The 24,942-nt window shown below is 36.5% G+C and carries 17 protein-coding genes and 4 pseudogenes; 6 read left to right on the forward strand and 15 right to left on the reverse strand.

Annotation, left to right across the window (positions count from 1 at the left end):
- Positions 1-44: 44 nt before the first annotated feature.
- From CP352_RS02140 to CP352_RS02185, 10 genes are all read right to left on the reverse strand, one after another.
- Entirely contained in the window at positions 45-4,355 is a 4,311-nt protein-coding gene (locus tag CP352_RS02140) for a PolC-type DNA polymerase III (RefSeq protein ID WP_089142875.1), read from the reverse strand.
- A 5-nt stretch (positions 4,356-4,360) separates the two neighbouring features.
- Entirely contained in the window at positions 4,361-6,058 is a 1,698-nt protein-coding gene (locus tag CP352_RS02145; RefSeq protein WP_089142876.1) for a proline--tRNA ligase, read from the reverse strand.
- A 27-nt stretch (positions 6,059-6,085) separates the two neighbouring features.
- Positions 6,086-7,342, reverse strand: a complete 1,257-nt coding sequence (rseP, locus tag CP352_RS02150; RefSeq protein ID WP_089142877.1) for an RIP metalloprotease RseP — start codon at positions 7,340-7,342, stop codon at positions 6,086-6,088.
- A gap of 12 nt (positions 7,343-7,354) precedes the next feature.
- Positions 7,355-8,170: a phosphatidate cytidylyltransferase gene (locus CP352_RS02155; protein ID WP_023488787.1), complete on the reverse strand. Its 816-nt coding sequence runs from the start codon at positions 8,168-8,170 to the stop codon at positions 7,355-7,357.
- 2 nt (positions 8,171-8,172) lie between these two features.
- Positions 8,173-8,907 carry an isoprenyl transferase gene (locus CP352_RS02160; RefSeq protein ID WP_005719282.1) on the reverse strand — a complete coding sequence of 245 codons (735 nt, stop codon included), beginning with the start codon at positions 8,905-8,907 and terminating at the stop codon, positions 8,173-8,175.
- 2 nt (positions 8,908-8,909) lie between these two features.
- Complete coding sequence (frr, locus tag CP352_RS02165; RefSeq protein ID WP_005719284.1) at positions 8,910-9,467, reverse strand: ribosome recycling factor; 558 nt, start codon at positions 9,465-9,467, stop codon at positions 8,910-8,912.
- Positions 9,467-10,192, reverse strand: a complete 726-nt coding sequence (pyrH, locus tag CP352_RS02170; protein ID WP_005719286.1) for a UMP kinase — start codon at positions 10,190-10,192, stop codon at positions 9,467-9,469. Before pyrH ends, frr begins: the two co-directional genes overlap by 1 nt.
- Positions 10,193-10,336: 144 nt before the next feature.
- The gene (tsf, locus tag CP352_RS02175; protein WP_013086499.1) at positions 10,337-11,362 is read right to left on the reverse strand and encodes a translation elongation factor Ts; all 1,026 of its coding nucleotides are present in this window, start codon (positions 11,360-11,362) and stop codon (positions 10,337-10,339) included.
- A gap of 33 nt (positions 11,363-11,395) precedes the next feature.
- Entirely contained in the window at positions 11,396-12,169 is a 774-nt protein-coding gene (gene rpsB / locus CP352_RS02180) for a 30S ribosomal protein S2 (protein WP_005719291.1), read from the reverse strand.
- Between the two features lie 162 nt (positions 12,170-12,331).
- Complete coding sequence (locus tag CP352_RS02185) at positions 12,332-13,363, reverse strand: GIY-YIG nuclease family protein (RefSeq protein ID WP_089147405.1); 1,032 nt, start codon at positions 13,361-13,363, stop codon at positions 12,332-12,334.
- A 64-nt stretch (positions 13,364-13,427) separates the two neighbouring features.
- On the opposite strand from CP352_RS02185, the gene CP352_RS02190 reads away from it, so the two are divergent.
- Both CP352_RS02190 and CP352_RS02195 read left to right on the forward strand, forming a co-directional pair.
- A complete protein-coding gene (locus CP352_RS02190) occupies positions 13,428-14,042 on the forward strand; it encodes a 1-acyl-sn-glycerol-3-phosphate acyltransferase (protein WP_057726517.1) in 615 nt (204 codons plus the stop codon).
- A gap of 123 nt (positions 14,043-14,165) precedes the next feature.
- A complete protein-coding gene (locus tag CP352_RS02195; protein WP_089142879.1) occupies positions 14,166-15,341 on the forward strand; it encodes a cyclopropane-fatty-acyl-phospholipid synthase family protein in 1,176 nt (391 codons plus the stop codon).
- Positions 15,342-15,442: 101 nt separating this feature from the next.
- On the opposite strand, the pseudogene CP352_RS02200 reads toward CP352_RS02195, so the two are convergent.
- Positions 15,443-16,301, reverse strand: a pseudogene (locus CP352_RS02200) (IS982 family transposase).
- A gap of 245 nt (positions 16,302-16,546) precedes the next feature.
- Between CP352_RS02200 and CP352_RS02205 the strand changes: the two are divergent.
- From CP352_RS02205 to CP352_RS02215, 3 genes are all read left to right on the forward strand, one after another.
- Positions 16,547-17,167 (forward strand): IS607 family transposase, encoded by a 621-nt coding sequence (locus tag CP352_RS02205; protein ID WP_089142911.1) that lies wholly within the window; start codon positions 16,547-16,549, stop codon positions 17,165-17,167.
- Complete coding sequence (locus CP352_RS02210) at positions 17,142-18,302, forward strand: RNA-guided endonuclease TnpB family protein (RefSeq protein WP_089142880.1); 1,161 nt, start codon at positions 17,142-17,144, stop codon at positions 18,300-18,302. Before CP352_RS02205 ends, CP352_RS02210 begins: the two co-directional genes overlap by 26 nt.
- 182 nt (positions 18,303-18,484) lie before the next feature.
- The gene (locus CP352_RS02215) at positions 18,485-19,327 is read left to right on the forward strand and encodes an SLAP domain-containing protein (RefSeq protein ID WP_089142881.1); all 843 of its coding nucleotides are present in this window, start codon (positions 18,485-18,487) and stop codon (positions 19,325-19,327) included.
- A 223-nt stretch (positions 19,328-19,550) separates the two neighbouring features.
- Here CP352_RS02215 and CP352_RS11240 read toward each other — a convergent pair.
- Positions 19,551-19,692, reverse strand: a pseudogene (locus CP352_RS11240) (IS982 family transposase); the annotation flags it as partial.
- 262 nt (positions 19,693-19,954) lie between these two features.
- Here CP352_RS11240 and CP352_RS02220 point away from each other — a divergent pair.
- Positions 19,955-21,714, forward strand: a pseudogene (locus tag CP352_RS02220) (oligopeptide ABC transporter substrate-binding protein).
- A 447-nt stretch (positions 21,715-22,161) separates the two neighbouring features.
- Here CP352_RS02220 and CP352_RS02225 read toward each other — a convergent pair.
- From CP352_RS02225 to CP352_RS02235, 3 genes and pseudogenes are all read right to left on the reverse strand, one after another.
- On the reverse strand, positions 22,162-22,629 hold the full coding sequence (locus CP352_RS02225; RefSeq protein ID WP_025006478.1) for a DNA starvation/stationary phase protection protein: 468 nt from the start codon (positions 22,627-22,629) through the stop codon (positions 22,162-22,164).
- Positions 22,630-22,651: 22 nt separating this feature from the next.
- Positions 22,652-22,900 (reverse strand): annotated as a pseudogene (locus tag CP352_RS02230) (FAD-dependent oxidoreductase); the annotation flags it as partial.
- Between the two features lie 35 nt (positions 22,901-22,935).
- On the reverse strand, positions 22,936-24,879 hold the full coding sequence (locus CP352_RS02235; protein ID WP_089142882.1) for a M13 family metallopeptidase: 1,944 nt from the start codon (positions 24,877-24,879) through the stop codon (positions 22,936-22,938).
- Between the last annotated feature and the right edge of the window lie 63 nt (positions 24,880-24,942).

Raw genomic sequence — 24,942 nt, forward strand, 5'->3', positions numbered from 1 at the left:
TACGTAGTATACCATGTTTTACCTGATCTTGTAAAATTTAACTATCAGAAAAGTGATAATTGATTTTCATCTGGCATCCCTTCCAAGACACCATTTTCTTCAAAATAATTCATAATTGTTTGTGATACTTTACCGCGCTTAGCTAAATCTTCTTTAGACAAAAACTTCTTTTCTGCACGAGCAGCTACAATCTGCTTAGCTGCATTATCCCCTAAACCAGGAACAGCATTGAACGGTGCTAAAATTGTATGCTTATCTAAGATCTTAAAGTCAGTTGCTTCAGATTGATCAATATCAACCATTTTGATCTTAATCCCTCGTTCTAGACATTCATTAGCTATTTCTAGCACGGTCATCAAACTCTTATCCTTAGCTGATGCATCGTTTCCTTTATCCTGAATTTCCTTCATTGCAGCCTTAACAGTATTCTTACCATGACTCATTGCAACCAAATCAAATAGATCGGCACGAACTGAAAAGTAAGCTGTGTAATAGATTTCAGGATAATATACTTTAAACCAAGCAATTCGTAGAGCCATTAAAATGTAAGCCGTAGCGTGAGCCTTAGGGAACATGTACTTGATCTTCAGACAAGAAGGAATATACCAATCTGGAATATTCTTATTTTTCTTTAAAATAGCCATATTTTCATCGCTGATACCACGACCATGACGAACGGATTCCATTGTTGAAAAGGCAACTTCTGGCTTAACGCCCCAGTGAATTAAGTCCATCATGATGTTGTCACGACAACCAATTACATTTTTCAGTTTGCAAATTCCTTGATTGATTAAGTCCTCAGCATTTCCTAGCCATACATCAGTCCCATGGGACAAACCTGAAATCTGTAATAATTCAGAAAATGTCGTTGGCTTAGTCTCCTCAAGCATTCCTCTAACAAAACGGGTACCAAATTCTGGAACACCCAAAGTTCCAGTTTCTGATTGAATCTGCTCTGGAGTAACACCTAAAATATCAGGACTAGAAAATAATGACATGACTCCAGGGTCATCGGGTGGAATAGTCAATGGATCAATCCCAGACAAATCCTGCAAGTGACGAATCATAGTTGGATCATCATGTCCCAGAATATCAAACTTCAAAATATTATCATGAATAGAGTGGAAGTCATAGTGAGTAATCAACCAAGCGGCATTTACATCATCGGCTGGATACGATACCGGCGTAAAATCGTAAATGTCCATATCATCGGGCACTACAACAATTCCTGCAGGGTGTTGACCAGTAGTTCTTTTGACACCACGGACACCAGCGGCCAAACGGTCTAATTCCGCATTTCTTAGCTTTAAATCATGCTCTTCATCGTAGTGTTTAGCATAACCGTAAGCAGTCTTATCCGCGACAGTCGCAATCGTTCCAGCACGATACGAATTATCTGGTCCAAACATTACTCGAATAAAATTATGGGCTACTGGTTGATAGTCACCTGAGAAGTTCAAATCGATATCAGGAACCTTATCGCCGTGAAATCCTAAGAAAGTCGCAAATGGAATATCTTGTCCATCTTTAACTAATGGAGTTCCACATTTTGGACAATCTTTATCAGGCAAGTCAAAACCAGAACCATATTCCCCATTTTCAAAGAATTGTGAATACTTACAGTTAGGACAACGATAGTGTGGAGCTAACGGATTAACTTCAGTAATTCCTGACATCGTTGCTACTAGACTAGAGCCAACAGAACCACGAGAACCTACCAAATAGCCATCTTTATTTGACTTAGCTACTAAACGCTGAGAAATCAAGTAAATAACCGCATAACCATTCGAAATAATGGAATTTAATTCCAAATCTATTCGATCCTTAACAATCTTCGGTAATGGCTTACCATATAATTCATAAGCCTTATCATAGGTCAACTTCTTCATTTCTTCATCGGCATGTTCAATATGTGGTGGGTATAACCCATCTTTAATTGGCTGAATTTCTGACAATTCATCAGCAATTTTATTGGTATTGTCAATAACAATTTCCTTAGCCACATCTTCGCCTAAGAATGAAAATGCATCTAGCATTTCCTGTGTTGAATAGAAATGCAAATCTGGCTGCGGCTTATTTCGACTAGGGTTTGATCTCTGAGCCGCAATCAAGATTTTACGATAAATAGCGTCCTTTTGGTCAACGTAGTGGGCATCGCTAGTTGCAACTACAGGCTTATTTAATTCTTTCCCTAATTTAATAATATTTTCAATAATTTCATGTAATTGATCTTCATCCTTAATCAAACCATCAGCAATTAATTGCGAATAGGTTGCTGGAGGTTGAACTTCAAGATAATCATAAAATTTAGCTTTTTCTCTTGCTTCGTCGTAACCTTTTTGCATCATTGCGATAAAGACATCGCCTTGCCAACAACCGGAACCATAAAGTAAACCATCATGCAAACGAGCCAAATCTGACTTCGGCGTACGAGGAATACGGAAAAAGTCCTTCGTGCTGGCAATTGATACTAATTTGTAAAGATTCTTTAATCCAGCTTGATCCTTTGCCAAAACTGTCATATGGGAAGGACGGGCTCGTTTATAAACTTCACCATATGCTGCATAGCCATTCAAATTATTCAAATTATTTTCATGATACTTTTTATTAAAAGCATCTAACAATTTAAACATTAAATAGCCAGTTGCTTCAGCATCCTGATTTGCCCGGTGATGGTGTTCCAAAGAAACATTATACTTCTTAGCTAATGAATCTAAAGTATGACGACTCTGCTCTGGATGTAGTAAACGCGATACTTCAAGTGTATCAACTACTGGCTGAGTAATTTCTTTTAGCCCTGCACGTCTTAATGCTGCATTAACAAACCCAACATCAAATTGAACGTTATGTCCACACAGTGGTCGATCGCCATAAAAGTCTTGGAATTGCTTAATGACAACTGCTTCATCATCGGCTGCGCCAACCATTTCATCTGTAATTGAAGTCAAATTAATAGTTTGCTCACTTAAAGGATGGTGCGGATTAATGAACTTATCAAAGCGTTCAAGCACTTCTCCATTCTTCATCTTAACCGCACCAATCTCGATAATTGTGTCGTAAACAGATGACAACCCCGTAGTTTCAACGTCAAAAATTACAAACTCGCGGTCTTCATAGGTCATCGGTGCAGGATTCAAAACTAGTAAAGCATGATCATCAATCATATTAGCTTCTACACCATACAATATTTTCATGTCCAGTGCTTTACCACTGCTATATGCTTCAGGGAATGATTGAACATCACCATGATCGGTAATCGCAATTGCCTTTTGTCCAAACTTCTTAGCAGTTTTAATAAAGTCCGTCGGAGTATTAGTTGCGTCAACCTGACTCATATTAGTATGAACATGTAGTTCAACTCGTTTAGGCTCACCTTCGTATTTTTCAGTTCGCCCAACATGCTCGACAGTCTCTAAGCTACTAATATTAAAAACTACATCATGTATATATTGATCATCAGCAACTGACCCCTGCATTTTAGCCCAAGTTCCTGGTTTAATTGCAGATAGCTCTTCAATTTCATCTTTATTAGAAACAAATTTCTTAAATGCAATTGAATCACTATAATCCGTAATTTCGCCAGAAAAAATGATTGCACCAGATTTAAGCTCACGAGTTTCAACATTAAAAATATTTCCCTCAATTACTACATTACGTACGCCATCTTCCAGCTCTTTAATTTGTGTAATTGGAGCATTTTCATCTAATTTACGTTTACCATAATTAGTACGTCTAGTTGGATACTGTTTAGGTTGTTGCGGTTTAGGTTTGTCTGGCGTCTTCTCAAAGACTTCCTGCATGCTTTTTTCATGCTCTTGTTGCAACTCCTGCAAACTTTCTAAATTGTTTTTAGAACTTGTCTGATCCAGCTGAGTTATAAATTTCAAATTAAAGAAGCCATAATCACGCATCTCTTCAGCTAAATCATCTAAAGCCTTCTGCTCAATTAAACCATCAATCACATTATTATCAACTGGAATAACCCAGCGGCCATCGACTTTTTTAGGTTTTTGGCCAGCCAAAAATTCACGAGCCACAGGTTGCAAAATATTTGAATTTTGAACTACATAATGCCAATAATCTGGTAAATATTGATCAGAACCATCAGCTGTTCCAACATAAAATCTTACATTTACAAAAGAAGAAAAAGTTTCTTCTACAGCTTTTCTTAATGCTACATAGGTGTCATACATCAAGGGAGTATCAAAAAAAACGTGGATATCCCACCTGTGTTCTTTAGCGTAAACATCCACGTTTTCAATTTTCCCTTTTTGTAGAAGCGCATTGTCTTCAAAACTATCAGGAAATTGAACCTGTTTGAGCAATTTTAAGAAAAGATCGTTTTTATTTGCCACAAAAATTATCCTAACTCTTGATTTACAAACTTATCTAATTCATCAATTGACATTTCGGTTGCTTTGTCATCAGTTGGTCGCTTAACTTCAACAATGCCATCAGCAGCCTTCTTACCAATCGTAATTCTAATTGGTGCACCGACTAAATCTGCATCAGCAAACTTAACACCAGCACGCTCTTTACGATCATCGTATAAAACATCATACTTTTCACTGAATTTCTTTTCAAGTTTTTCAGCTAATTCAGTTTGATCTTCTTTATTCATCTTCATTTGAACAATATGTATTGCAAATGGAGCGATTTCCTTTGGCCATGCAACACCACGTTCAGTTAAGTGTTGTTCAACAGCTGCTGATAACATTCTAGTAACGCCAATACCGTATGAACCCATGATGACAGGCTTTGCTTTACCATTTTGATCTAAGAAATCTGCACCCATGGTCTTAGTGTAATAAGTACCCAACTTGAAAATGTGACCAACTTCAATTGAAGTAGTGAACTTAAGCGGTAAATGATCAACAGGATCTGGTTCACCTTCGTTAGCAGTCCGAATATCAGCAAATTCATCCACCCTGAAATCACGGTCTAAGTTAGCATTTTCAAATTGATAATCGGTTTCACCTGCACCAACTACAACGTTGTAAAGATTCTTAACAGTTTCATCTGCAATAATCTTATCAGCCCAATCTGCATTAACAGGACCAACGCCACCCTTTTCACTACCAGTGATTTCCTTTAAATCAGCAGTATTTGCTTCATGAACCTCATCAGCGTCAAGGATATGACCCAACTTAACCTCATTGATTTGCTTGTCACCACGGATTAATACTAAAACTTTTTGGTCATCAGCAATGTATAAAATACTTTTAACAATTCTAGTAGCTGGTACATCGAGGAATTTAGCTAATTTTTCAATTGTATCGCAGCCTGGCGTAGCTACCTTAGTTAATTGCTTAGCATCTTCTGGTTCTTGCTTGAAAGTATCAATACTCTTAGCCATTTCAAGGTTGGCAGCATATGTTCCTTTTTCATTAGTAGCAATTGTATCCTCACCGATAGCAGCAGGGGCTTGAAATTCAGTAGAGTTTTTACCTCCCATTGTACCTGAGTCAGCAATTACAGGGTGAACAGTAACACCGGCACGTTTAAAGATACGCTTATATGCATTTTTTTGATCATCAAATTGTTCATCCAATTGATCACGAGTTGCAGCAAAACTGTAACCATCAAGCATTACAAATTCACGCCCACGAAGAAGACCAAAACGAGGTCTATTCTCATCACGAAACTTAGTCTGAATTTGATACAAAGCAAGTGGCATTTGTTTGTAACTCTTTAAGTTCTTAGCAATAATTTCGGTAAAAGTTTCTTCATGTGTAGGTCCAAGCAAGCTTTCACGTCCATGACGATCTTTTAACTTGAACATTTCTGCACCATATTTCTTGTAACGGCCACTTTCTTGCCACAAAGTTGCAGGAAGTAAATGAGGCATAATCATTTCTGGAACATTAATTTTATCCATTTCTTGTTCAATGATTCCCTCAGCCTTGCGTAAAACACGGTAGCCTAATGGAAGATAAGCATAAACTCCAGCTGTGACTTGGCGAATATACCCACCTCTAATCATCAGCTTATGACTTTCAGCCACTGCATCTGATGGTGCTTCCTTCAAAGTTGGCATAAAAAATTTTGATTGACGCATTCTTATCTCCTAAAGTAAAAAATATAATTATTTAATAAAATAGCGATAGATATCGTTACCTGTAACTGCAATAATTAAAACTAATAATAAGCCGAAACCAATTAATTCAACAATTGCCTCATGTTCTTCGGAAATCGGTTTACCGCGAACTAATTCAATTAAGTTCAATAAAAGTTTACCACCATCAAGCCCAGGAATTGGAATTAAATTGACAATTCCCAAATTAATCGAAATCATTCCTAAAAAGGCTAATACATAAGTAAAGCCCATTTGTGAAACTTGTGAAGTTTGAGAATAAATTCCAACTGGACCTGATAATTTATTCAAACTAAAGTGGCTAAATAAGTTACCCACGGCTCTGAAAATCAGACCGGTAGTTGAAACAGCTGTATCCCAGCCACGTTTTAATTTAACAACTGCATTCTCATTGCTCTTAGCTACAATACCAATTTGATAAACTGTTTGTTTTTGAATTTTATGAGCTTTTGGCTTAACTGTAACTTTCCTAATTTGACCATTTTTCTTTAATTCAAAGTGTAAGGCCTTGCCTTTACTTTGATTAATCTGCTGTGACACTTGATCAAAATTATTAATCTTTTGTCCATTAATTGCCACAATCTGATCACCAGTCACAATTTTTGCATCACGCGCTGGTGAATTAGCCTGAGTTGATCCAACTGTAGTTGTTGCTGGACCTGGAACTGTAAATGTCCAGATTAAAAATACTACAAACCCAAGAAGAATGTTCATAAAAGGTCCAGCAAAATTAGTTGCCAACTTTTGCCAAACATTAGCTTGATTAAATTGTGTATCTCGAGGCGCAATAATTAATTCAGTTCCGTTTTTTTCAATAATAGTTGCATCATGAGCTACGTGATAAGTTACTGGATCATTTTCATCGCCATTTTCGTAACCCTTAATTATTAAATCGTCTACTAGATCAGCCTTTGTTACTTGAACGGGAATTCCTTCAATTGGTATTTCGCTTTCTGAAGCATCAATTCTCACTACTTCATTTTGTTCATTCAATTGTAAAACAACCGTCATACCAGGATCCAGCTTGCTTTCATCGTCAGCGCCTGCTAAACGAACATACCCACCAAGTGGTAACCAACGAATGGTATAAGTGGTGGGGGTACGTCTAATTTGAAAAAGCTTTGGACCCATTCCAATTGAGAATTCTCTAACCAAAATACCTGACTTTTTGGCTACGATAAAATGCCCAAATTCATGGACAAATACCAATATACCAAAGACGACGATAAAGATTAGTATACCCTTCAATAAAAAATTCTCCTAATGAACAATACCTAAAATTGTAGCCACTACTGGCAATACAAACAGCATACTATCAAAGCGATCCAGGATACCACCATGACCCGGCAAAATCTTTCCGGAATCTTTCACACCATAGAAACGCTTGTAAGCTGATTCAACTAAATCACCCATTTGACCAACAATTGATAAGAAAAAGGCCAGAATAATCATCGTTAATTCAGATACACCAAAGTTAATACCAAAGCTGCCAAGAATCGCCATGTAGATGGCACTACAAATTAAGGCACAAATAACTGCACCGATCGAGCCCTCCCATGTTTTATTAGGACTAATAACTGGCCACAATTTATGTTTTCCAATCTTACGTCCAATCATGTAGGCACCGATATCAGTGGACCAAACAACAACAAAAACATAACCCAGCAATGCTAAACCGTTTTGTGGGTATGCTCTAATGGCTGCCATATAGTGAAAACCTATTCCAATGTAAAGTGCAGCCAAAATATATACACCTACATCATCAAAAGTGGTTTTATTCTTTGAAAGAACAGTCCAAGTCAAGAACAACATAATAATTCCATAAAACACACCTAATTTAGTGATATTTGAAGGAAATACTTTAAAGAATGAGTCTGGAACTGTCCAGGTTAAAGTTGCAAGTAAGGCTAACAAGAAATTAAAAGAAACTAAGATTTGTTTCTTCATTAAAAAGATTTCGCTAATGCCAACTGCTGCGAATAATACAGTCAGCCAATCCATCCAAAGGCCACCTGCGAGCACAATTGGAATAAAAAGACATAAGGCAATAATTGCCGTAATTGTACGTTGTTTCATATTTAACTATCCGATTCGTCTACTTTACCAAAGCGCCGGTTACGGTGCTTATAATCTTCTACAAATTTTTTTAAATCATTTTCATCAAAATCTGGCCAATTTTTTTCGCTAAAGGCAAGTTCTGAATATGCTAATTGCCATAACAAGAAATTAGAAATTCGCTGTTCACCGGACGTTCTAATTAATAAATCCGGATCTTGATATGGACCAAAGTTTTTAGTCATCAAATGGTCTGAAATCATTTTTTCAGTAATTTCTTCGCTTTTCAGTGAACCAGCTTCAATCATTCCACCAAGCTCCTGCATAGCAGACGTAATTTCTCTTCTTGACCCGTAGTTAAAAGCAAAATTCAGAATTAAGCCTGTATTATTGGCCGTCTCTGACATTGCACGTTGAACAATGCGATAAGTCTTTTCAGGCAATTCATCCAAATAGCCCATGATATTTACCTTAACATTATTTTCCATCAATGTTGGCATGTATTTATCAAAAAAGCGAACAGGGAGGTTCATTAAGTAAGCTACTTCTTCTTTAGGACGAGCCCAATTCTCAGTAGAAAAAGCATAAAGTGTCAAAACTTTAATTCCTAATTTATCAGCAGCTAAAGTAATCCGCTCAACATTATCCATTCCCTCTCGATGGCCAACAAAACGAGGTCTATGCCTCTTTTTTGCCCAACGTCCATTACCATCCATAATAATGGCTAAATGATTTAATTCATTATCCTTATTACTCATCTTTAACCTTGAGTAATTTCCTTACGCTTTTCATCAGCAAGTTGGTCAATCTGCTTAGCAGCATCATCAGTTACTTTTTGTACTTGCTTTTCTAAGTTACGTTGTTCGTCTTCAGTAATATCACCATTCTTTTCATCTTTTTTCAAAGTATTCATGGCATCACGGCGAACATTTCTCACAGCAATTTTAGCTTCTTCCGCAAATTTTCCAACTTCTTTGGCAATTTCTTCTCTTCTTTCACCAGTGAGTTGAGGGATTACTAATCTAATTACCTTACCATCATTTGCCGGAGTTAATCCTAAGTTTGAAGCCAACAATGCATGTTCAATATCATCTAATGAATTTTGATCATATGGAGTAATAAGCAATACACGTGGTTCAGGAATGGTAATACTAGACATTTGAGTCAATGGAGTTGGTGCCCCATAGTATTCTACTTGGACATTATCAAGAAGAGCAGCGTTAGCAACACCTGCACGGATAGAAGCTAATCTCTTTTGATAAACCTTAATAGAATCCGTCATTTTAGTTTTTGCTTTTTCAATAGTTTCGTTATTCATTATTTATCACCTCTAATAACAGTACCAATATTTTCACCCAATACAACCTTCTTGATATTGCCTGGAGTATTAACGTTAAAGACAATTAATGGAATTTCAGTATCCATTGAAAGTGAACTTGCAGTTCTATCCATGACCTTCAAGTCCTTTGAAATTAAATCAAGTTGAGTTAATTCTGAGAACTTAGTTGCTGAAGGATCAGTCTTTGGATCAGCTGAGTAAACACCGTCAACACCGTTTTTAGCCATCAAAATTACATCAGCACCAATTTCAGCTGCACGAAGGGCTGCAGTAGTATCAGTTGAGAAGTATGGATTACCAGTACCACCACCAAAAATGACTACACGACCCTTTTCAAGGTGACGCAAAGCTCTTCTTCTAATGTAAGGCTCCGCAATCTGTCTCATTTCAATTGAAGTTTGCATTCTAGTAGGAACACCTATTTTTTCAAGACCATCTTGCAAAGCTAAACCATTCATGATAGTTGCTAACATACCCATGTAATCTGCTTGAGCACGTTCCATACCCAACTTAGCGCCAGTTTCACCACGCCACATGTTACCGCCACCACAGACGATACCAATTTCAACACCTAAATCATGAACTGATTTGATTTCTTTAGCTAAGTGACCAATTACAGTAGGATTAATACCCGTACCCTTGTCACCTGCTAAAGCTTCACCTGATATTTTTAAAATGACACGTTTATATTTAACTTGACTCATAATGACCTCCTCTAATAGCTTTAATTATTCTACCATATCTAATGCTGCAATGTCTTTTAACACTTAAAACACTACAAAATTTTTAGAAAAAAAGAAGGAGCACACGGTGTACTCCTCCTTTCTATGATAATTATGTAATAATGACTACTTCATTTGTTCACGAACTTCAGCAGCGAAGTCTTCTTGCTTCTTTTCGATACCTTCGCCAACTTCGTAACGTTGGAAAGCAACTAACTTAGCGCCTTTTTCCTTCAAAAATTCGCCAACAGTCTTGCTATCGTCCATAATGTAGTCTTGTGATAACACTGCAAATTGCTTATCAACTTGAGTATTATCATCAATAAAGCGTTGCATCTTACCAGGAATAATTCTGTCCCAAATCTTTTCTGGCTTACCTTCTTCTTTAAGTTCAGCCTTGATGTCTTCCTTAGCCTTAGCCAAAACATCATCAGTTAATTGCTTAGCTGAACCGTAAACAAGGTGAGGTAATGGTTTCTTATGTACCAATGCACGACTTTCATTGTCTTGGTCAATCTTGTGGTTCATCACAGCTAATTGATCAGTGATAAATTGATCATCTAATTCGTCTGGTGAAATAACCTTAGGGCTCATAGCAGCGATGTGCATAGCCAAGTGCTTAGCAGTTGCAGCATCTGCACCTTCTAAAACAGTGATAACACCAATTTGACCACCATTGTGTTGGTAAGCACCAAATTCTTGGTCGTCATTCTTTTCTTCTAAAGCAAAACGACGTAAAACAATCTTTTCACCAATTGTAGCAGTTGCGTTAACGAATGATTGGTCTAAAGTAGTACCATCAGTCATCTTCAATTCCTTAGCTGCTTCCATATCAGCTGGCTTACCTTCAGCAATAGTCTTAGTAGCTTCATTTACCAAGTTAACAAACTTGTCGTTTTGAGAAACAAAGTCAGTTTCTGAGTTAACTTCAGTAATAGCTGCCACATTACCATTAACGTAAACGCCAGTTAAACCTTCAGCTGCAACACGGTCAGCCTTCTTAGCTGCCTTAGCCATACCTTTATCACGAAGGTATTGAACAGCCTTATCCATGTCACCGTCAACTTCTACTAATGCCTTCTTAGCGTCCATAACGCCAGCACCAGTACGTTCACGTAATTCTTTAACTAATTTTGCAGTAATTTGTGCCATTAATAGATCCTCCTACGGAACTAATAGTAAAATCTAGTCTTCTGGGTTTTCTTCAGCGCTAACGATTTCTTCTGAACCGTCTGCATTTTCCTTGAAGTCAACTTCAACTGATTCATCATCTTGACCTTGTTGACCTTCAACAACAGCATCAGCCATAGCACCAGCAATCAAACGAATAGCACGAATAGCGTCATCGTTTGATGGAATAACTACGTCGATTGGGTCTGGATCAGTGTTGGTATCAACCATAGCTACAACTGGGATACCCAAAATGTTAGCTTCGTGAACAGCAATCTTTTCTTTCTTAGGGTCTACTACGAACAATACATCTGGAATTCTTGGCATATCTTCAATACCACCAAAGAATTTTTCAAGCTTGTCCATTTCCTTAGTTAAGAGAGCAACTTCCTTCTTTGGAAGAACATCAAAAGTACCATCTTCTGACATTTGCTTTAATTGCTTTAATCTCTTAATACGGCTTTGCATAGTTGACCAGTTAGTCAAAGTACCACCCAACCAACGTTGGTTTACGTAGTATTGACCTGCACGAGTTGCTTCTTCAGCAATTGAATCTTGAGCTTGCTTCTTAGTACCTACAAATAAGAAAACGCCACCGTCTTGGGCAACAGCCTTCATGAAGTTGTAAGCATCATCTAACATCTTGATAGTCTTTTGCAAATCAATGATGTAGATACCATTTCTTTGAGTGAAAATGTAAGGAGCCATCTTTGGGTTCCATCTTCTAGTTTGGTGACCAAAGTGGACACCTGCTTCAAGCAATTGCTTCATTGTAACAACGTCTGCCATATTAAATTCCTCCTATGGTTTTATATCCTCTCAAGCGTTCATTTCATCATCTAACCACTACCCAGGGCACCACAATGATGATCGCTCTTGATGTGTTTTAAAATTTATATGCTGACACAGCATACTCGAATATTTTACAAGAAAAAATTCAGACTTGCAAGGCTAAAACTTAATATTATGCTCGTGCAAAAATTTCTCTTTCCAAGCTCGTGAATGATGCTTAAACCAGTATTCTCGTTTCAAAGCTAAGCGTTTATCGTCAAACTGTTCATGATAAATCATTCGTACAGGCCGCCGCGTTTTGGTATACTTAGCACCCTTCCCAGAATTATGCATTTTTAAGCGATGCTCTAAGTCATTGGTAAAGCCACCATAAAAACTGCCATCATTGCACAATAATACATAAAAATAGTATTTGCCTTGTGCTTCATGTTTAGCTTTGTCATCTGCAGTTTCTCGTGAGATTCGCTGTACTAATGGAGTGAAGTCGCCATTTGATTCATGAACTTCAACAGCATCTTTCAAAACAGTTCCATCAGTTCCAGTATGCTTGACGGCTTCTACAATAATTAAATTAGCATCTTCACCGCGATGTGGCACAAAAGGCTGCACCATTTTAATACTCAAATCATGCTTTATACAGTAGTAAGCAATCTCACCTAGTCGCTCTGGTCGATGTACCATGAACATCTTGCCCTTCATCTTAAGCAAGCCACTAGCCACTTCAATTATTTGCTCTAAATTAATCAAAAGTTCATGGCGAGCGATTGCCTTTTTGCGATCTGGATTAACTTCATGACCTTCTGGAGCTTTAAAATACGGTGGATTTACCGTCACCACATCATAACTATCTTTACGCAAAAAATGCGGAGCATTTAGCACATTATCTTGATAAACTGAAATTCGATTCTCCATATCGTTTAATTCAATCGAACGCACCGCTTGAGAATAAATTTCATCTTGAATTTCAATTGCATCGTAATGTGCTCGGTTAAAATATGCCATATAAATAGTTGCGGCACAGTTACCCGCACATAAATCTGCTACTTTATCCTTATCGCGAATTAATCCTTTAGCCCAATATGCCAAAAATAAAGTATCCATTGAAAAACTAAAAGCCGTTTTATCCTGAATAATCCGTAGATTATCACTATACATATAATCGATTCGTTCATTATCTTTAAGCTCAACCATAAAAATATTTGCCTTTCTCGTCTATCTATTTTTATAATATTACAACAATTGGAGGAACAAAAAGATGTTTTATAAAATAATTCGTCCGATTGCCCGCTTTATCGTATGGGTACTAAATGGACACTTACATATTCATCACAAGAATCGTTTACCTAAAGGTAACTATATCTTAGTTGCACCTCACCGTACCTGGTGGGAACCTATCTTGTTTGCCTTAGGTGCTAGTCCAATGGAATTTATGTTCATGGCTAAAATCGAACTATTCAAAAATCCGGTTTTACGTTTTATTTTAGATCATGCCCATGCCTTTCCTGTCGATCGAAAAAATCCAGGACCATCTGCATTAAAAATCCCAGTAAAAGGATTAAGAAAAGGGGAATTATCATTAATCATTTTTCCATCGGGCACAAGACACTCTGCTGAATTAAAAGGTGGTGCACTTTTAATTTCTAAAATGTCGCAAAAGCCAATGGTTCCAGTAGTTTACCAGGGCCCATTAACTTTTAAAGGTTTATTGAAAAGAAAGCCAATGGAAGTTAACTTCGGCAATCCAATTACGATTGATAAAAAGACTAAGTTAACTCACGAAAATGAACAAATTATTTATAAGCAATTAGAAGATGCTTGGAATAAATTGGATGATGAACTAGACCCTAATTTCCACTATGTAGCTAAATAACATCAATGCTCAGTTAATGGTTAAATTTTTAAACTATGATCATTAGCTGAGTATTTTTTATTGCATAAATTTTTTAGTGTTAAAATAAATAATTAGGTTTAATAATTATTGGAGGAAAGATAATTGTTAGAAAAAACATTTTACAAAATGATGCTTAGCAAGTCCTTCCCTTTTCCCGTTAAAGTAACCTACTGGGACGGTAAAAGCGAAGTCTACGGTAATGGTACTCCTGAAATCGAAATTGCCTTTAACGGAAAGATCCCTATGGGCGATATTACTAGAAATGCTTCACTCGCACTTGGTGAAGGATACATGGATAAAAAGATTGAAATCTATGGGGATATTCAAAAATTAATTTTTGGTGCTTACGAAAGTGCCGACAGTTTCATGCGTTCTTCAAAGTTCCGCAAATTCTTGCCAAAACAAAAGCACACTGAAAAGCAAAGTGAAGAAGACGTGCAAAGTCACTATGACATTGGTAACGACTTCTACAAGTTATGGCTTGATCCTACTATGACTTATTCTTGTGCTTATTTTGAAAATGGCAACGAAAACGATCTTGAACAAGCACAAATTGCTAAAGTTCACCACATTTTAAATAAATTAGACCCACAAAAAGGCAAGACTTTACTCGATATCGGTTGTGGTTGGGGTACATTGATGCTCACCGCTGCTAAGGAATACGGTCTCAAAGTTACTGGCGTTACACTTAGTGAAGAACAATATAAACTAGTTCAAAAGCGTATTTACGATGAAGGCTTAGAAGATGTAGCAGAAGTTAGACTTGAAGACTACCGTGAACTTGGTGATCAAACCTGGGATTACGTAACTTCAGTTGGTATGTTTGAACACGTTGGTTCAGAAAACTTACCTAAGTACTTCACAGATGTTTACAAGTACTTAAACAAAGATGGTATTGCTTTGATCCACGGTATTACTCGTCAACAAGGCGGTGCTACTAACGCTTGGATCAACAAATACATCTTCCCAGGCGGCTACATTCCAGGTTTGCAAGAAATTGTCGGCGACATCGTTGACAGTGGCTTGCAAATCACTGATATGGAAGCTCTTCGTCGTCACTACCAAAGAACTCTTGAAATTTGGGACAAGAACTTCAATGCCGTTCGTGATCAAGTTGAAGATAAAATGGGCGAACGTTTCACTCGTATGTGGGACATGTACTTGAATGCTTGTGCTGCTTCATTTGAATCAGGCAACATTGATGTCATCCAATACTTGCTTACCAAAGGTCCTTCTGGCAAGAACTTACCAATGACTAGAGATTACATGCTTAAGTAATTAAAACAGAAAAGTAAGCGTCAAAAACTGAAGTATCTTAAACCCCCATCCAGTTCATGCTAAGATGGGGTTGTTTTATATATATTCAAATACGCGTGGTGCTAGTTAAATCGTTCTAGACAATATGCCATATTATAAGCTAAAATGGCAACTTCTAGTCTCTCTTGAAAACCTGCTAAACTTCTAGCTCGATTATTTTCAGCGTTGTAGTAAGACAAAAGCGAAAAATCACTCTCGATGGTCCTTCTGAGTGCCATTAAATAGTGCTTATTGTGCTTTTGAGCATTCTTCATGTTTTTACGATATGGTGTCCAAAGCGTATAACCCATTTGCTCTAAGCGTTGAGGCAGGCTTTTGCCCAAATATCCTTCATCGCCCAAAAGGTAACGATTGTCAGGATGAGCATTAGTAATCAGTTCTACTGTTTCCTTAGCATCATGAACTGAGGCCTTGGTTACGATATAATCTAGCAAGTAGCCGTCGTCGCTAACAATAGCGTGAACCTTAAAACCATAATAATAGATTTTTTTGGTTGCCTTATAGCCAATATCGGCATAGCCGCGAAAGATCTTTGCTCGACGATTGCGAATTGGCTGACAGACTGGCACAGGAAAGCTACCAATAATCAAGATGTCGCCTGACAGATCTACTTCCTCATTAAAGCCATGTCGAATTAAATAGATCAATGGCAAAAGCATGCGTGCTCTGCGATTAAAGCGAGAGTGAGATACATTAACAAGCTTTTCACAAAATCTTCTTTGAGATTCAACGCCCAATGAAGCCTGCCAAATAAGCAAGGCCAGAATAGAACTGTCAAATATTTTACATCGATTGATATTTCGTCTTTGCTTTAATGCATCTGGGGCATGAAGTTTGTACAAACAGCGACAAATTATATTTAAACGACTAAAACTAACTTGTGTTAGGATGAGAAAAACGCTTAAGCTTAGGGTAGTTCAATCTAGTCAGACTCTTTTCTATTAATATGTTTACAAGTCGAGTCTAACAAGATTGGACTTTTTTTGTTAACTAAAACAATTTAACTAGCACCACGCGTATAATAATAGCGTATAATAATAGCAAATAAAATATTGATATTTTCAAGGGAGCTGATTAACTGTTAACAAAAATATGGAAATTTGTAGAAAATTATAGAAATATTTACCATAATATTCATTAGAAAGTTAAACATGGAAGTGAATATTATGACAATTTTAAAACCTAAAGATGTCGCTGATCGTTTAGGAATGACCACTAGAACCCTCCAAACATGGGATCGAAAGGGTATTCTTAAAGCTAAGCGCTCTCCTACTAATCGCAGATTCTATACAGAAGATCAAATAAATCAATATTTGAGCAAAAATAGTCTAAGCTCAAATAAAAAACAAGTTGCTTATGCCAGAGTATCAACTTATGGTCAAAAAGATGACTTAAAAGATCAATTAAGCTATATTCGACAATACGCTAACGCACAAGGTATCGTATTAGACGAAGAAATAAGCGATATTGGCAGCGGCTTAAACTATAAACGGCAAAAATGGAATAATCTTCTAGACGAAGTAATGAACAACAAAATAGATAAAATTTATATTACTTATAAAGATAGATTTATCCGTTTTGGCTATGATTGGTTTGAAAACCTATGTAAAAAGCATGGGACTGAAATAATTGTTTTGAATAATATTGACACTAGTCCTGATAAAGAACTGGTTGATGATCTGATAAGTATAATTCATGTATTTTCATGCAGACTATATGGCTTAAGAAAGTACAAGAAAAAGATTAGAGGCGAGTACTTAAATGACGATCAAGACACAAGTAGTTAAGCTAAAAGTTAATAAGACCATGCAAAAGCATCTTGATGCTCTATGCGACTATCGTCGATACTGCTGGAATAAAGGTTTAGAAACTTGGCAATTAATGTATGAAGCTCATACACTAAACAAAAAAGATAATCCCAGTCCTAACGAACGCAGAGTCCGTGATGAACTAGTCGCAAATAAAGCCGACTGGCAATATGATTTGTCTGCCAGATGTTTACAATTAGCGATTAAAGACTTAGCTAATGCTTGGAAGAACTTCTTTGATAAGTCACAACCTGATTGGGGAATACCTAGTTTTAAATCTAAGAAAGCTCCCAGACAAGGCTTTAAAACTGATAGAGCTAAGATCGTTAATGGTAAGCTTCGCCTTGATCGCCCAAGAAGCATTTCAAAAGAGTCTTGGTTTGATTTAAAAAGCTATGAAGCTCTAAAGATGGATGAAGTCAAAGTAGTAAGTGTCTTCAAAGAAAAAGATAATTACTATGCGGCTCTTCCTTATGAAGAAGAAATTGAACTAAAAGCTAAAACCCAGCAAAAGACAGCAGTTGATGTCAATGTTGGCCACTTTAACTATACCGAGGGGCAAATCAATATTTTGCCTGCTAAATTGCAAAAGCTTTATAAGCGTATTAAGCATTATCAAAGAATGCTGGCACGCAAAAGAGAAGTTAACGGTAAGTTAGCTACAAAATCAAATAATTACTTTGCAGTGAGAACCAAACTGCAAAGAGATTATCGCAAAGCAGCTAATATTCAAAACGATCTATTACAAAAATTTACTACTAAGCTTGTTAATAATTACGATCAAATTGTAATTGAAGATTTGGCAGTCAAAGAAATGATGATGACGCATGTAGCTTCAAAAGGAATGCAAAGATCACTTTTTAGCAAGTTTAGACGAATACTAACTTATAAGTGTGATTGGTATGGCAAAGAATTAATCTTGGCTGATAAAACATACCCATCAACTCAAAGATGTGCTGCGTGCGGTTATGTCAAAAAAGGCGAGGAAAAGATCACTTTGCAGGGCAATAAAAAGCATGGTACCAAACATAATGAGTATGTCTGTTATGAGTGTGGCTACAAGAATGATCGAGATGAAAATGCGGTTTTAAATCTTTTAGCTTTGGCAAAATAAACAGGGCTGGCTAGGTCCTTAAGCTGTAAGAGCTAGTCAATGTGATTACTCCTATTTGGAATATCAGAATACTAGTGAAGACGATAGTAAATGAAACAAAGAAAGGAAAAATATATCTTTCTGATATGTAGGAAATTCGTATTCTTCTACATATTTCCATGTTTTATATAGCAGGAATATCCATGAAACTCATTAAATCAATCAGCTTAGCTGCTGCCGCATTATCTTTAACAGCACCAGCTATTGCACTTGTAAATCCATCAATCACTACTGCTCAAGCTGCTACTAAAAAGTCAACTGGCACAATTACTGTTGGCGATAACAATAGTAGTGTAATCGGTGTCTACAATGCTGCTGGCAAACAAAAGAATCAAAAGATTAAGAACGGCACTACTTTTAAATACTACGGCGCTCCTAAGTTAATCAACAATGAATATACTTATAAGATCGCTAAAGACAAGTACGTTCCGACTTCCGCAATTTCAACATTAAACGGCAAGAGCGTCTTATATATTGCTAATAATTCATATGTTTACGACAAAAATGGTAAGCGCGTAACTAAGAACTCTAAGCGTGTCTTATTGCGTAGATCTCGAATTGTAAACTACACCGGCTCGATTAAAACAGCTGCTAGTGATGCATACCGCTTCTTAGTAAATGATGGCAAAAAGATGGCTTTATCAACTAAGACTATTAAGGGCCACCAATATTACAACATCGGTAAAAACGCATATATCCGCGTATCTAATGTAAGTTACGTAAATAATGAACCATTATATGCTGCATACCAAACTGTAACTTTAGGTAAGCATAGCAATGAATCTAAAGTCCCTGTTTACGATGCCGAAGGTAAAACAGTTAGCCAAGAATTAACTGCTGGCAGCAAAGTTAGTGTTGACCGCACTAAGACTATTAAAAATGGCAACCAAACTTTGACTTTATACGGCATTAAGGGTCAAAAGTCATACATTGATATGAACGACATTGCAACTATGCCAAACTTGGCTGTTGCATCAGAAGAATAAAATTCAAATAATTAATTTAAATTTAAGGCCAGTCGAATTTGATGCGAACGCCAAATTTGGAACATATTTTAGATCACTCTATTTTAAAACCATATTTCGATATTTTATCGGAGTATGGTTTTTCTAATGTCTTGATACTATCATAATTGTAGTAATAAGATGTACGCTTGGTGCTAATTAAAGCTTGTCCATCAATACACCATTTATGTTAATATTGTCATTTCTAAGCGGTTTGAAATCCTACTAAAATGCGTGTTCTATTTTCCGCATTATAATAAGCTAAAAGTGAAAAAATACTTTCATTTATCCTTCCTAATTTTCATCAACTTACGATCGTTATGCTCCTTAGCACCTTGCATATTCTGCTATATAGAGTTCAGGGCTCTGACTCCTATTTGAAACGATCATGCAAGTTCTAAGATCCCTCATCATCGCATATATTTCGAGTAGTTCAATTGGATCTGACTTATCTCTATTATGTTTTGGGTATCCTAAGATCTAATCTTTTTAATTTTATTTATATTTTTTAACAAAAATAGACAAAATAATTTTTTAATAATAATATAATAAAATTCAAATAAAATTCAAATATAATTTAATAAAATTTCTTTGGAGGTACGCTTTATCATGACTAAAGCAAGAAAATATTTTGGTGCATTAGCACTTATTTCTGGAGCAACTTTAAGTTTAGTTGCATGTGGTAATAACAAACATACAAACAGTAGTAATGCAAATAAAACTAATCATAAGTTTAGCGAAACTGTTCCTGTAAAAAGTATTAAAAAAGGAGGAACTTTAAACTATGCTCTTGAATCAGACAGTCCATTCACTGGTATTTTCTTACCAGAATTATCAGATACTACAATTGATAGTGAGGTACAAAGCCCAGGTCTAGAATCTTTATTTCAACAGATGATCAATATAAGATTAATAATAAAGGAGCTGCTACTTTTAAACTAAATCGGAAAGCTAAGACTATCACAATCGAAGTGAAAAAAGGAGTTAAGTGGTCAGATGGTAAGCAAGTGAATGCTAAAGACGTTGAATTTGCTTATGAAATTATTGCAAATAAAGACTCTAAATCACAAAGATATACTGAATCTTTAGCTGATATTGTTGGCTTAGCTGAATATCATGAAGGCAAAAGCAAGAAAATTTCTGGAATTGAAATGCCTGATGGTGAAAATGGACGCAAAGTCGTACTCCATTTCAAGCAAATGAAGCCTGGTATGCTTCAATCAGGTAATGGATATTTCTGGGAATGTGCTGAACCCTATCATTACTTAAAGGATGTACCTTTTTCAAAGCTTTTATCTAGTGACAAGGTCAGAAAATCCCCACTATTTTTTGGACCATTCCGTGTATCTAATATTGTTCGTGGTCAATCTGTTTCTTGGGAGCGTAATCCTTATTACTGGCGTGGTACACCAAACTTTGAAAAAGTAACTGCATCTGTTATCAGCTCCAGTTCTGCTACCCAAGCCATTAAAAGTCATAAATTTGATATTGCTGATGTGGTTAATACACAATGGGATCAAACTAAGAATGCAACTGATACTAACTTTATTGGTGAAGTTCCACTTAGTTATAACTACTTAGCTTTTAAAGTTGGTAAATGGGATAAGAAGCTAGGAAAGAATGTTGAAAATAAGAATGCCAAGATGAATAATCCAGCATTACGTAAAGCAATGGCCTATGCAATGAATATTGATGCTGTTGCTAAACGCTATTACCAAGGATTAGCATTCCGTGTTAATACTTTGATTCCAGAACAATTTGGTGACTTTTCCGATAGTTCAATTAAAGGTTACCCATATAACTTGAAGAAAGCCAACCAATTACTAGATAAAGCCGGATATAAAAAGAAAGGCGAATTCAGAGTTCAACCTAACGGAAAGAAGCTTACTATTAATTTAGCTGTTAGAAATAATTCTACTACCGCAGAGCCCGTATGGCGTAATTATATCCAACAATGGAAGAAAATCGGTTTGAACGTTAAGTTTGTTGGCGGTCGTCCAATGGAATTTAACAATTGGGTACAAGCAGTTCAATCTGATGATCCAAAAATTGATGTCTTTGAAGGTGGCTGGTCACTTTCAAGTGAACCTTCTCCTAATGATCTTTATAGCGCTGCTGCACCATATAATATGGCACGTTTTGTTTCCCCTGTACAAAGTAAGCTTTTAGCTGATATTGACTCAGAAAAAGCTTTCAACCATAAGTATCGTGTTGACGCATTCAGAAAATGGCAAAAATGGATGTACAATGAGGCCTATGTTGTACCTACCACTAATTCATATTCAATAACCGCTGTTAATAAAAAAGTAACTGGATGGTCACTTAAACCAAGCGCAACTAACTGGTTTAGTGCAGGGTTTGTAAAATAAACATTACCTAACTGTCTTGCTTAATAAATATCTTTTCTAAAATTTACTTTAATTAATCTAAAAAAATGCTACTAAATCTGACTGATTTGGTAGCATTTTTCTTGTGTATCACTAATAGTGACGTTATTAACGAAGGAATTGACTATCAATTTTTTCATGTGCGCGTACAGATGTCTAGTCGGGCCAAATGACGGATAAACCTGCAACACAGACAAAGACCTGAAGGAAAGCGTAAAACTAAAGCAGAAGCTATGAAACAATGACACACCCGCGAACAGAGTTCGCAAGTTTCAGAAATAATTAATGTCTCGTTCAGATAATTTAGACATAACAAAAGCCTCGAAATTATAGTCCAAATTTCAGGTGCTTACGTAAATTGTAATAGAGCTTTTTGCCATAAAAAATAGCGAACCACTACAGATTCGCTATTTTCTCTAAATTTACGACTTATGCATCAATATCTGGAGCTTGACCAAGTTCAGCCGTTAACATCCAAAGCCGCTTTTCAAGATCAGTATGGAAACCAGTCAAAATATCATTAGTCGAGTAATCTCCTTCTTTATCAGAAGCTTCAAGCGCTTCTTCATAGAGCTTATCTAAATAACGATAGCCTGAAATGATCTTTTCAAGTCTTTGTGTATTAGTGAAGTCCCAACTCCCCTTTTCACCAGGAATTTTATTTAATTGAACAACTTCCCTTAAAGTGGCAACAGGTGAACCATCGATGGTAATTAGTCTTTCTGCAAGACCATCAATCTGATCATCTAGTTCATCCATTAAGTCATCAAGATATGGGTGCAACTTCAAGAATTGACTGCCGCGCATATACCAATGGTGACGGCGAACAATCATGTGCATATGCAATAAATTAATGACTAATTCATTTAACTTTTCTTTTGTTTCTGGATACTTCATATTGAGACCTACTTTCATTAAATTAGAATTTAGCCCAGCCTAAGGCATGTTGGGCCGCCAAGTTAAGTAGACTACATTGACGGTCAAAACTTGGCGAGAAGAAGAAATCTTGTTCTGCAAGATCTTCTAAAGTAAGTCTTTGGCTAATAGCTAAACTAAGGACATTTCCTTGACCTGTTAAATCATAAGTAGACATTACTGCCCCACCTAAAATTTGGTGGTTAAGCTTATCAAAGGTCAATGCTACATAACCTAATGGGTTATCTTCATCTTATTCACTTAAGCCAATATAGATTCTTGTTATTTTTACCAGATTGTAATTCTATCTTCTGGGTTAAGCCACATGCCATCTGTCTTCTTAACGCCAAATGCATCATAGAATTCATCTTGGCATTGAACCGGAATATTTACTCTAGTTGGTTGTGGTGCATGGACATCAGTTTGAACTTCAGTCTTAATTGCTTCAGGACGTTGTTTTTGCATCCAGCTACGAGCATAGTTTTCAAAAAGATCCTTTAAATCGGCACCATCATCTTTTCCAGTTTGGACAGCACAGGCAAGTCCAGCTAAATCAGCTATATTTTCACCAACAACTTGCTTACCATTCACTTTAGCTGGACCATATTGCAAACCATCAAAAATATCAACCATTTGGCCAACTCGTTTATTAAATTCAGCGAAGTCTGCATCAGTCCACCAATTGTTCATATTTCCATGTTCGTCGAATTTTGCTCCACTATTATCAAATGCATGTGATACTTCATGCCCAATAGTTGCACCAATACCGCCATAGTTAGCACCGCGCGATTGATTAATATCATAAAACGGTGCCTGCAAGATTCCTGCTGGGAAAGTTAAATCATTTCTTTGTGGATCATAGCAGGCATTATTTAAATTACCTGGCATTAACCATACCGAACGATCAACCAGCTTAGTTAATTTAGCCAGCATATATTTAGTACGCACTGTCGACATTGCTACCTCATTTTCATAGAGGCTCTTTTCAGGATCAACTTGCAGTAAATCAAAGATTTCTTCAATCTTATCTGGATAACCAATCTTTAAGACCAAGGCTTTTAACTTAACTACTGCCTTCTTTTTCGTTTCAGCAGAAAGCCAGGTATTTGATTTGATTCTTTCCTCATAAACCTTGAGCATCTTACGAATCATGTCTTCAACATCCTTTTTGGCCTTAGCTCCAAAATACTTTTGCCCATAAAAAATGCCGACTACTTCATCAAAAGCACTATTTGCTAAACGATAAGCTTGTTTAATTTGAGTTGGCAATTGTGGCGTACCAGTAATTGCCTGATTGAATGGAAATGCTGCTTCTCGAAAAGCTTGAGACAAAAATCTAGCTACATTGTTAATGTATTTAACCAACATCCAGCCTTTAATTTCGGCAAAATTAGCTGCGTTTAATAAACTCTCAGCATGATCAAGAAAACGTGGTTCCATTACAATGATACGCTCTGGTTTAACTGGCAAAACAGCAGCCATAAAGTCAGCCATCTTAAATGACTTAAATTTTGCAATAAATTCAGCATAGTTTACTGGATTATAGATTGCTGCGTAATCTGACCATTCTTCGGTTGATTTAACAATCTTAGCCAATTTTTGATCAAAAGCTAAAGCATCGGCAACATAAGTACGTGCTTCACTCTTACCAACCCCGGCCATCATTAACAAATTAATGCTTTGATCTTGTAAAATATCCAAGAGTTTTTTGGCATCAGCTGTTTTATAGGTCGTAGTATCTGGTAAAAATGTACTTGATCCACCAAAATGAAGCACATTTACATCAGTATTCTTCATGTCAGCATCAACATCAAAGACAAATGGCAAAGTATATGGACCCATAAATAAATCAGCAGCCTTTTGTTCAAAATCACTAAAGCTACTCAAAGCCAATAACTTTTGTAAATCTTTTTGAATTGGATTAGCTTTTTCAGCATCCCTTTTGTCAAAATCTTTGGCAATTTTATATAAAGCAATTGCTTTCCCAAAATCCTTGATATCAGGCATTCTTTCTTTACCCGCTGCAACATCAGCAAAATCTTTCATTACCCGATCTTCAATTCGTTGATCTAGTTCAGAGTTAATCCCAGCAGACGTCTTATCTGCAGGGATTTTAGCTTTAGACAACCATTCTGAATTGACAGCTAAATACAAATTATCTTGTGGTTTGGCATTAAGATCTGGTTGTGCAACATCGCCAGCTCCACCACGAACGGCAAAATATCTTCTCATTTTTTCTCCTTACAAATATTCATAATTATTTAATACTTTTTCATTATTATAGCAAAAAGGACG

The organism is Lactobacillus sp. UMNPBX1, from assembly GCF_002554085.1.
In the GTDB taxonomy this organism is placed as follows: domain Bacteria; phylum Bacillota; class Bacilli; order Lactobacillales; family Lactobacillaceae; genus Lactobacillus; species Lactobacillus crispatus.

What these genes read in the sequence shown, in the direction of transcription:
- CP352_RS02210 (WP_089142880.1), top strand. Translation starts at nt 17,142, where the DNA reads ATGACGATCAAGACACAAGTAGTTAAGCTAAAAGTTAATAAGACCATG.
- CP352_RS02215 (WP_089142881.1), top strand. Translation starts at nt 18,485, where the DNA reads ATGAAACTCATTAAATCAATCAGCTTAGCTGCTGCCGCATTATCTTTA.
- CP352_RS02190 (WP_057726517.1), top strand. Translation starts at nt 13,428, where the DNA reads ATGTTTTATAAAATAATTCGTCCGATTGCCCGCTTTATCGTATGGGTA.
- tsf (WP_013086499.1), bottom strand. Translation starts at nt 11,362, where the DNA reads ATGGCACAAATTACTGCAAAATTAGTTAAAGAATTACGTGAACGTACT.
- pyrH (WP_005719286.1), bottom strand. Translation starts at nt 10,192, where the DNA reads ATGAGTCAAGTTAAATATAAACGTGTCATTTTAAAAATATCAGGTGAA.
- CP352_RS02155 (WP_023488787.1), bottom strand. Translation starts at nt 8,170, where the DNA reads ATGAAACAACGTACAATTACGGCAATTATTGCCTTATGTCTTTTTATT.
- CP352_RS02225 (WP_025006478.1), bottom strand. Translation starts at nt 22,629, where the DNA reads ATGAAGTATCCAGAAACAAAAGAAAAGTTAAATGAATTAGTCATTAAT.
- CP352_RS02185 (WP_089147405.1), bottom strand. Translation starts at nt 13,363, where the DNA reads ATGGTTGAGCTTAAAGATAATGAACGAATCGATTATATGTATAGTGAT.
- rpsB (WP_005719291.1), bottom strand. Translation starts at nt 12,169, where the DNA reads ATGGCAGACGTTGTTACAATGAAGCAATTGCTTGAAGCAGGTGTCCAC.
- CP352_RS02235 (WP_089142882.1), bottom strand. Translation starts at nt 24,879, where the DNA reads ATGAGAAGATATTTTGCCGTTCGTGGTGGAGCTGGCGATGTTGCACAA.
- frr (WP_005719284.1), bottom strand. Translation starts at nt 9,467, where the DNA reads ATGAATAACGAAACTATTGAAAAAGCAAAAACTAAAATGACGGATTCT.
- CP352_RS02145 (WP_089142876.1), bottom strand. Translation starts at nt 6,058, where the DNA reads ATGCGTCAATCAAAATTTTTTATGCCAACTTTGAAGGAAGCACCATCA.
- CP352_RS02160 (WP_005719282.1), bottom strand. Translation starts at nt 8,907, where the DNA reads ATGAGTAATAAGGATAATGAATTAAATCATTTAGCCATTATTATGGAT.
- CP352_RS02205 (WP_089142911.1), top strand. Translation starts at nt 16,547, where the DNA reads ATGACAATTTTAAAACCTAAAGATGTCGCTGATCGTTTAGGAATGACC.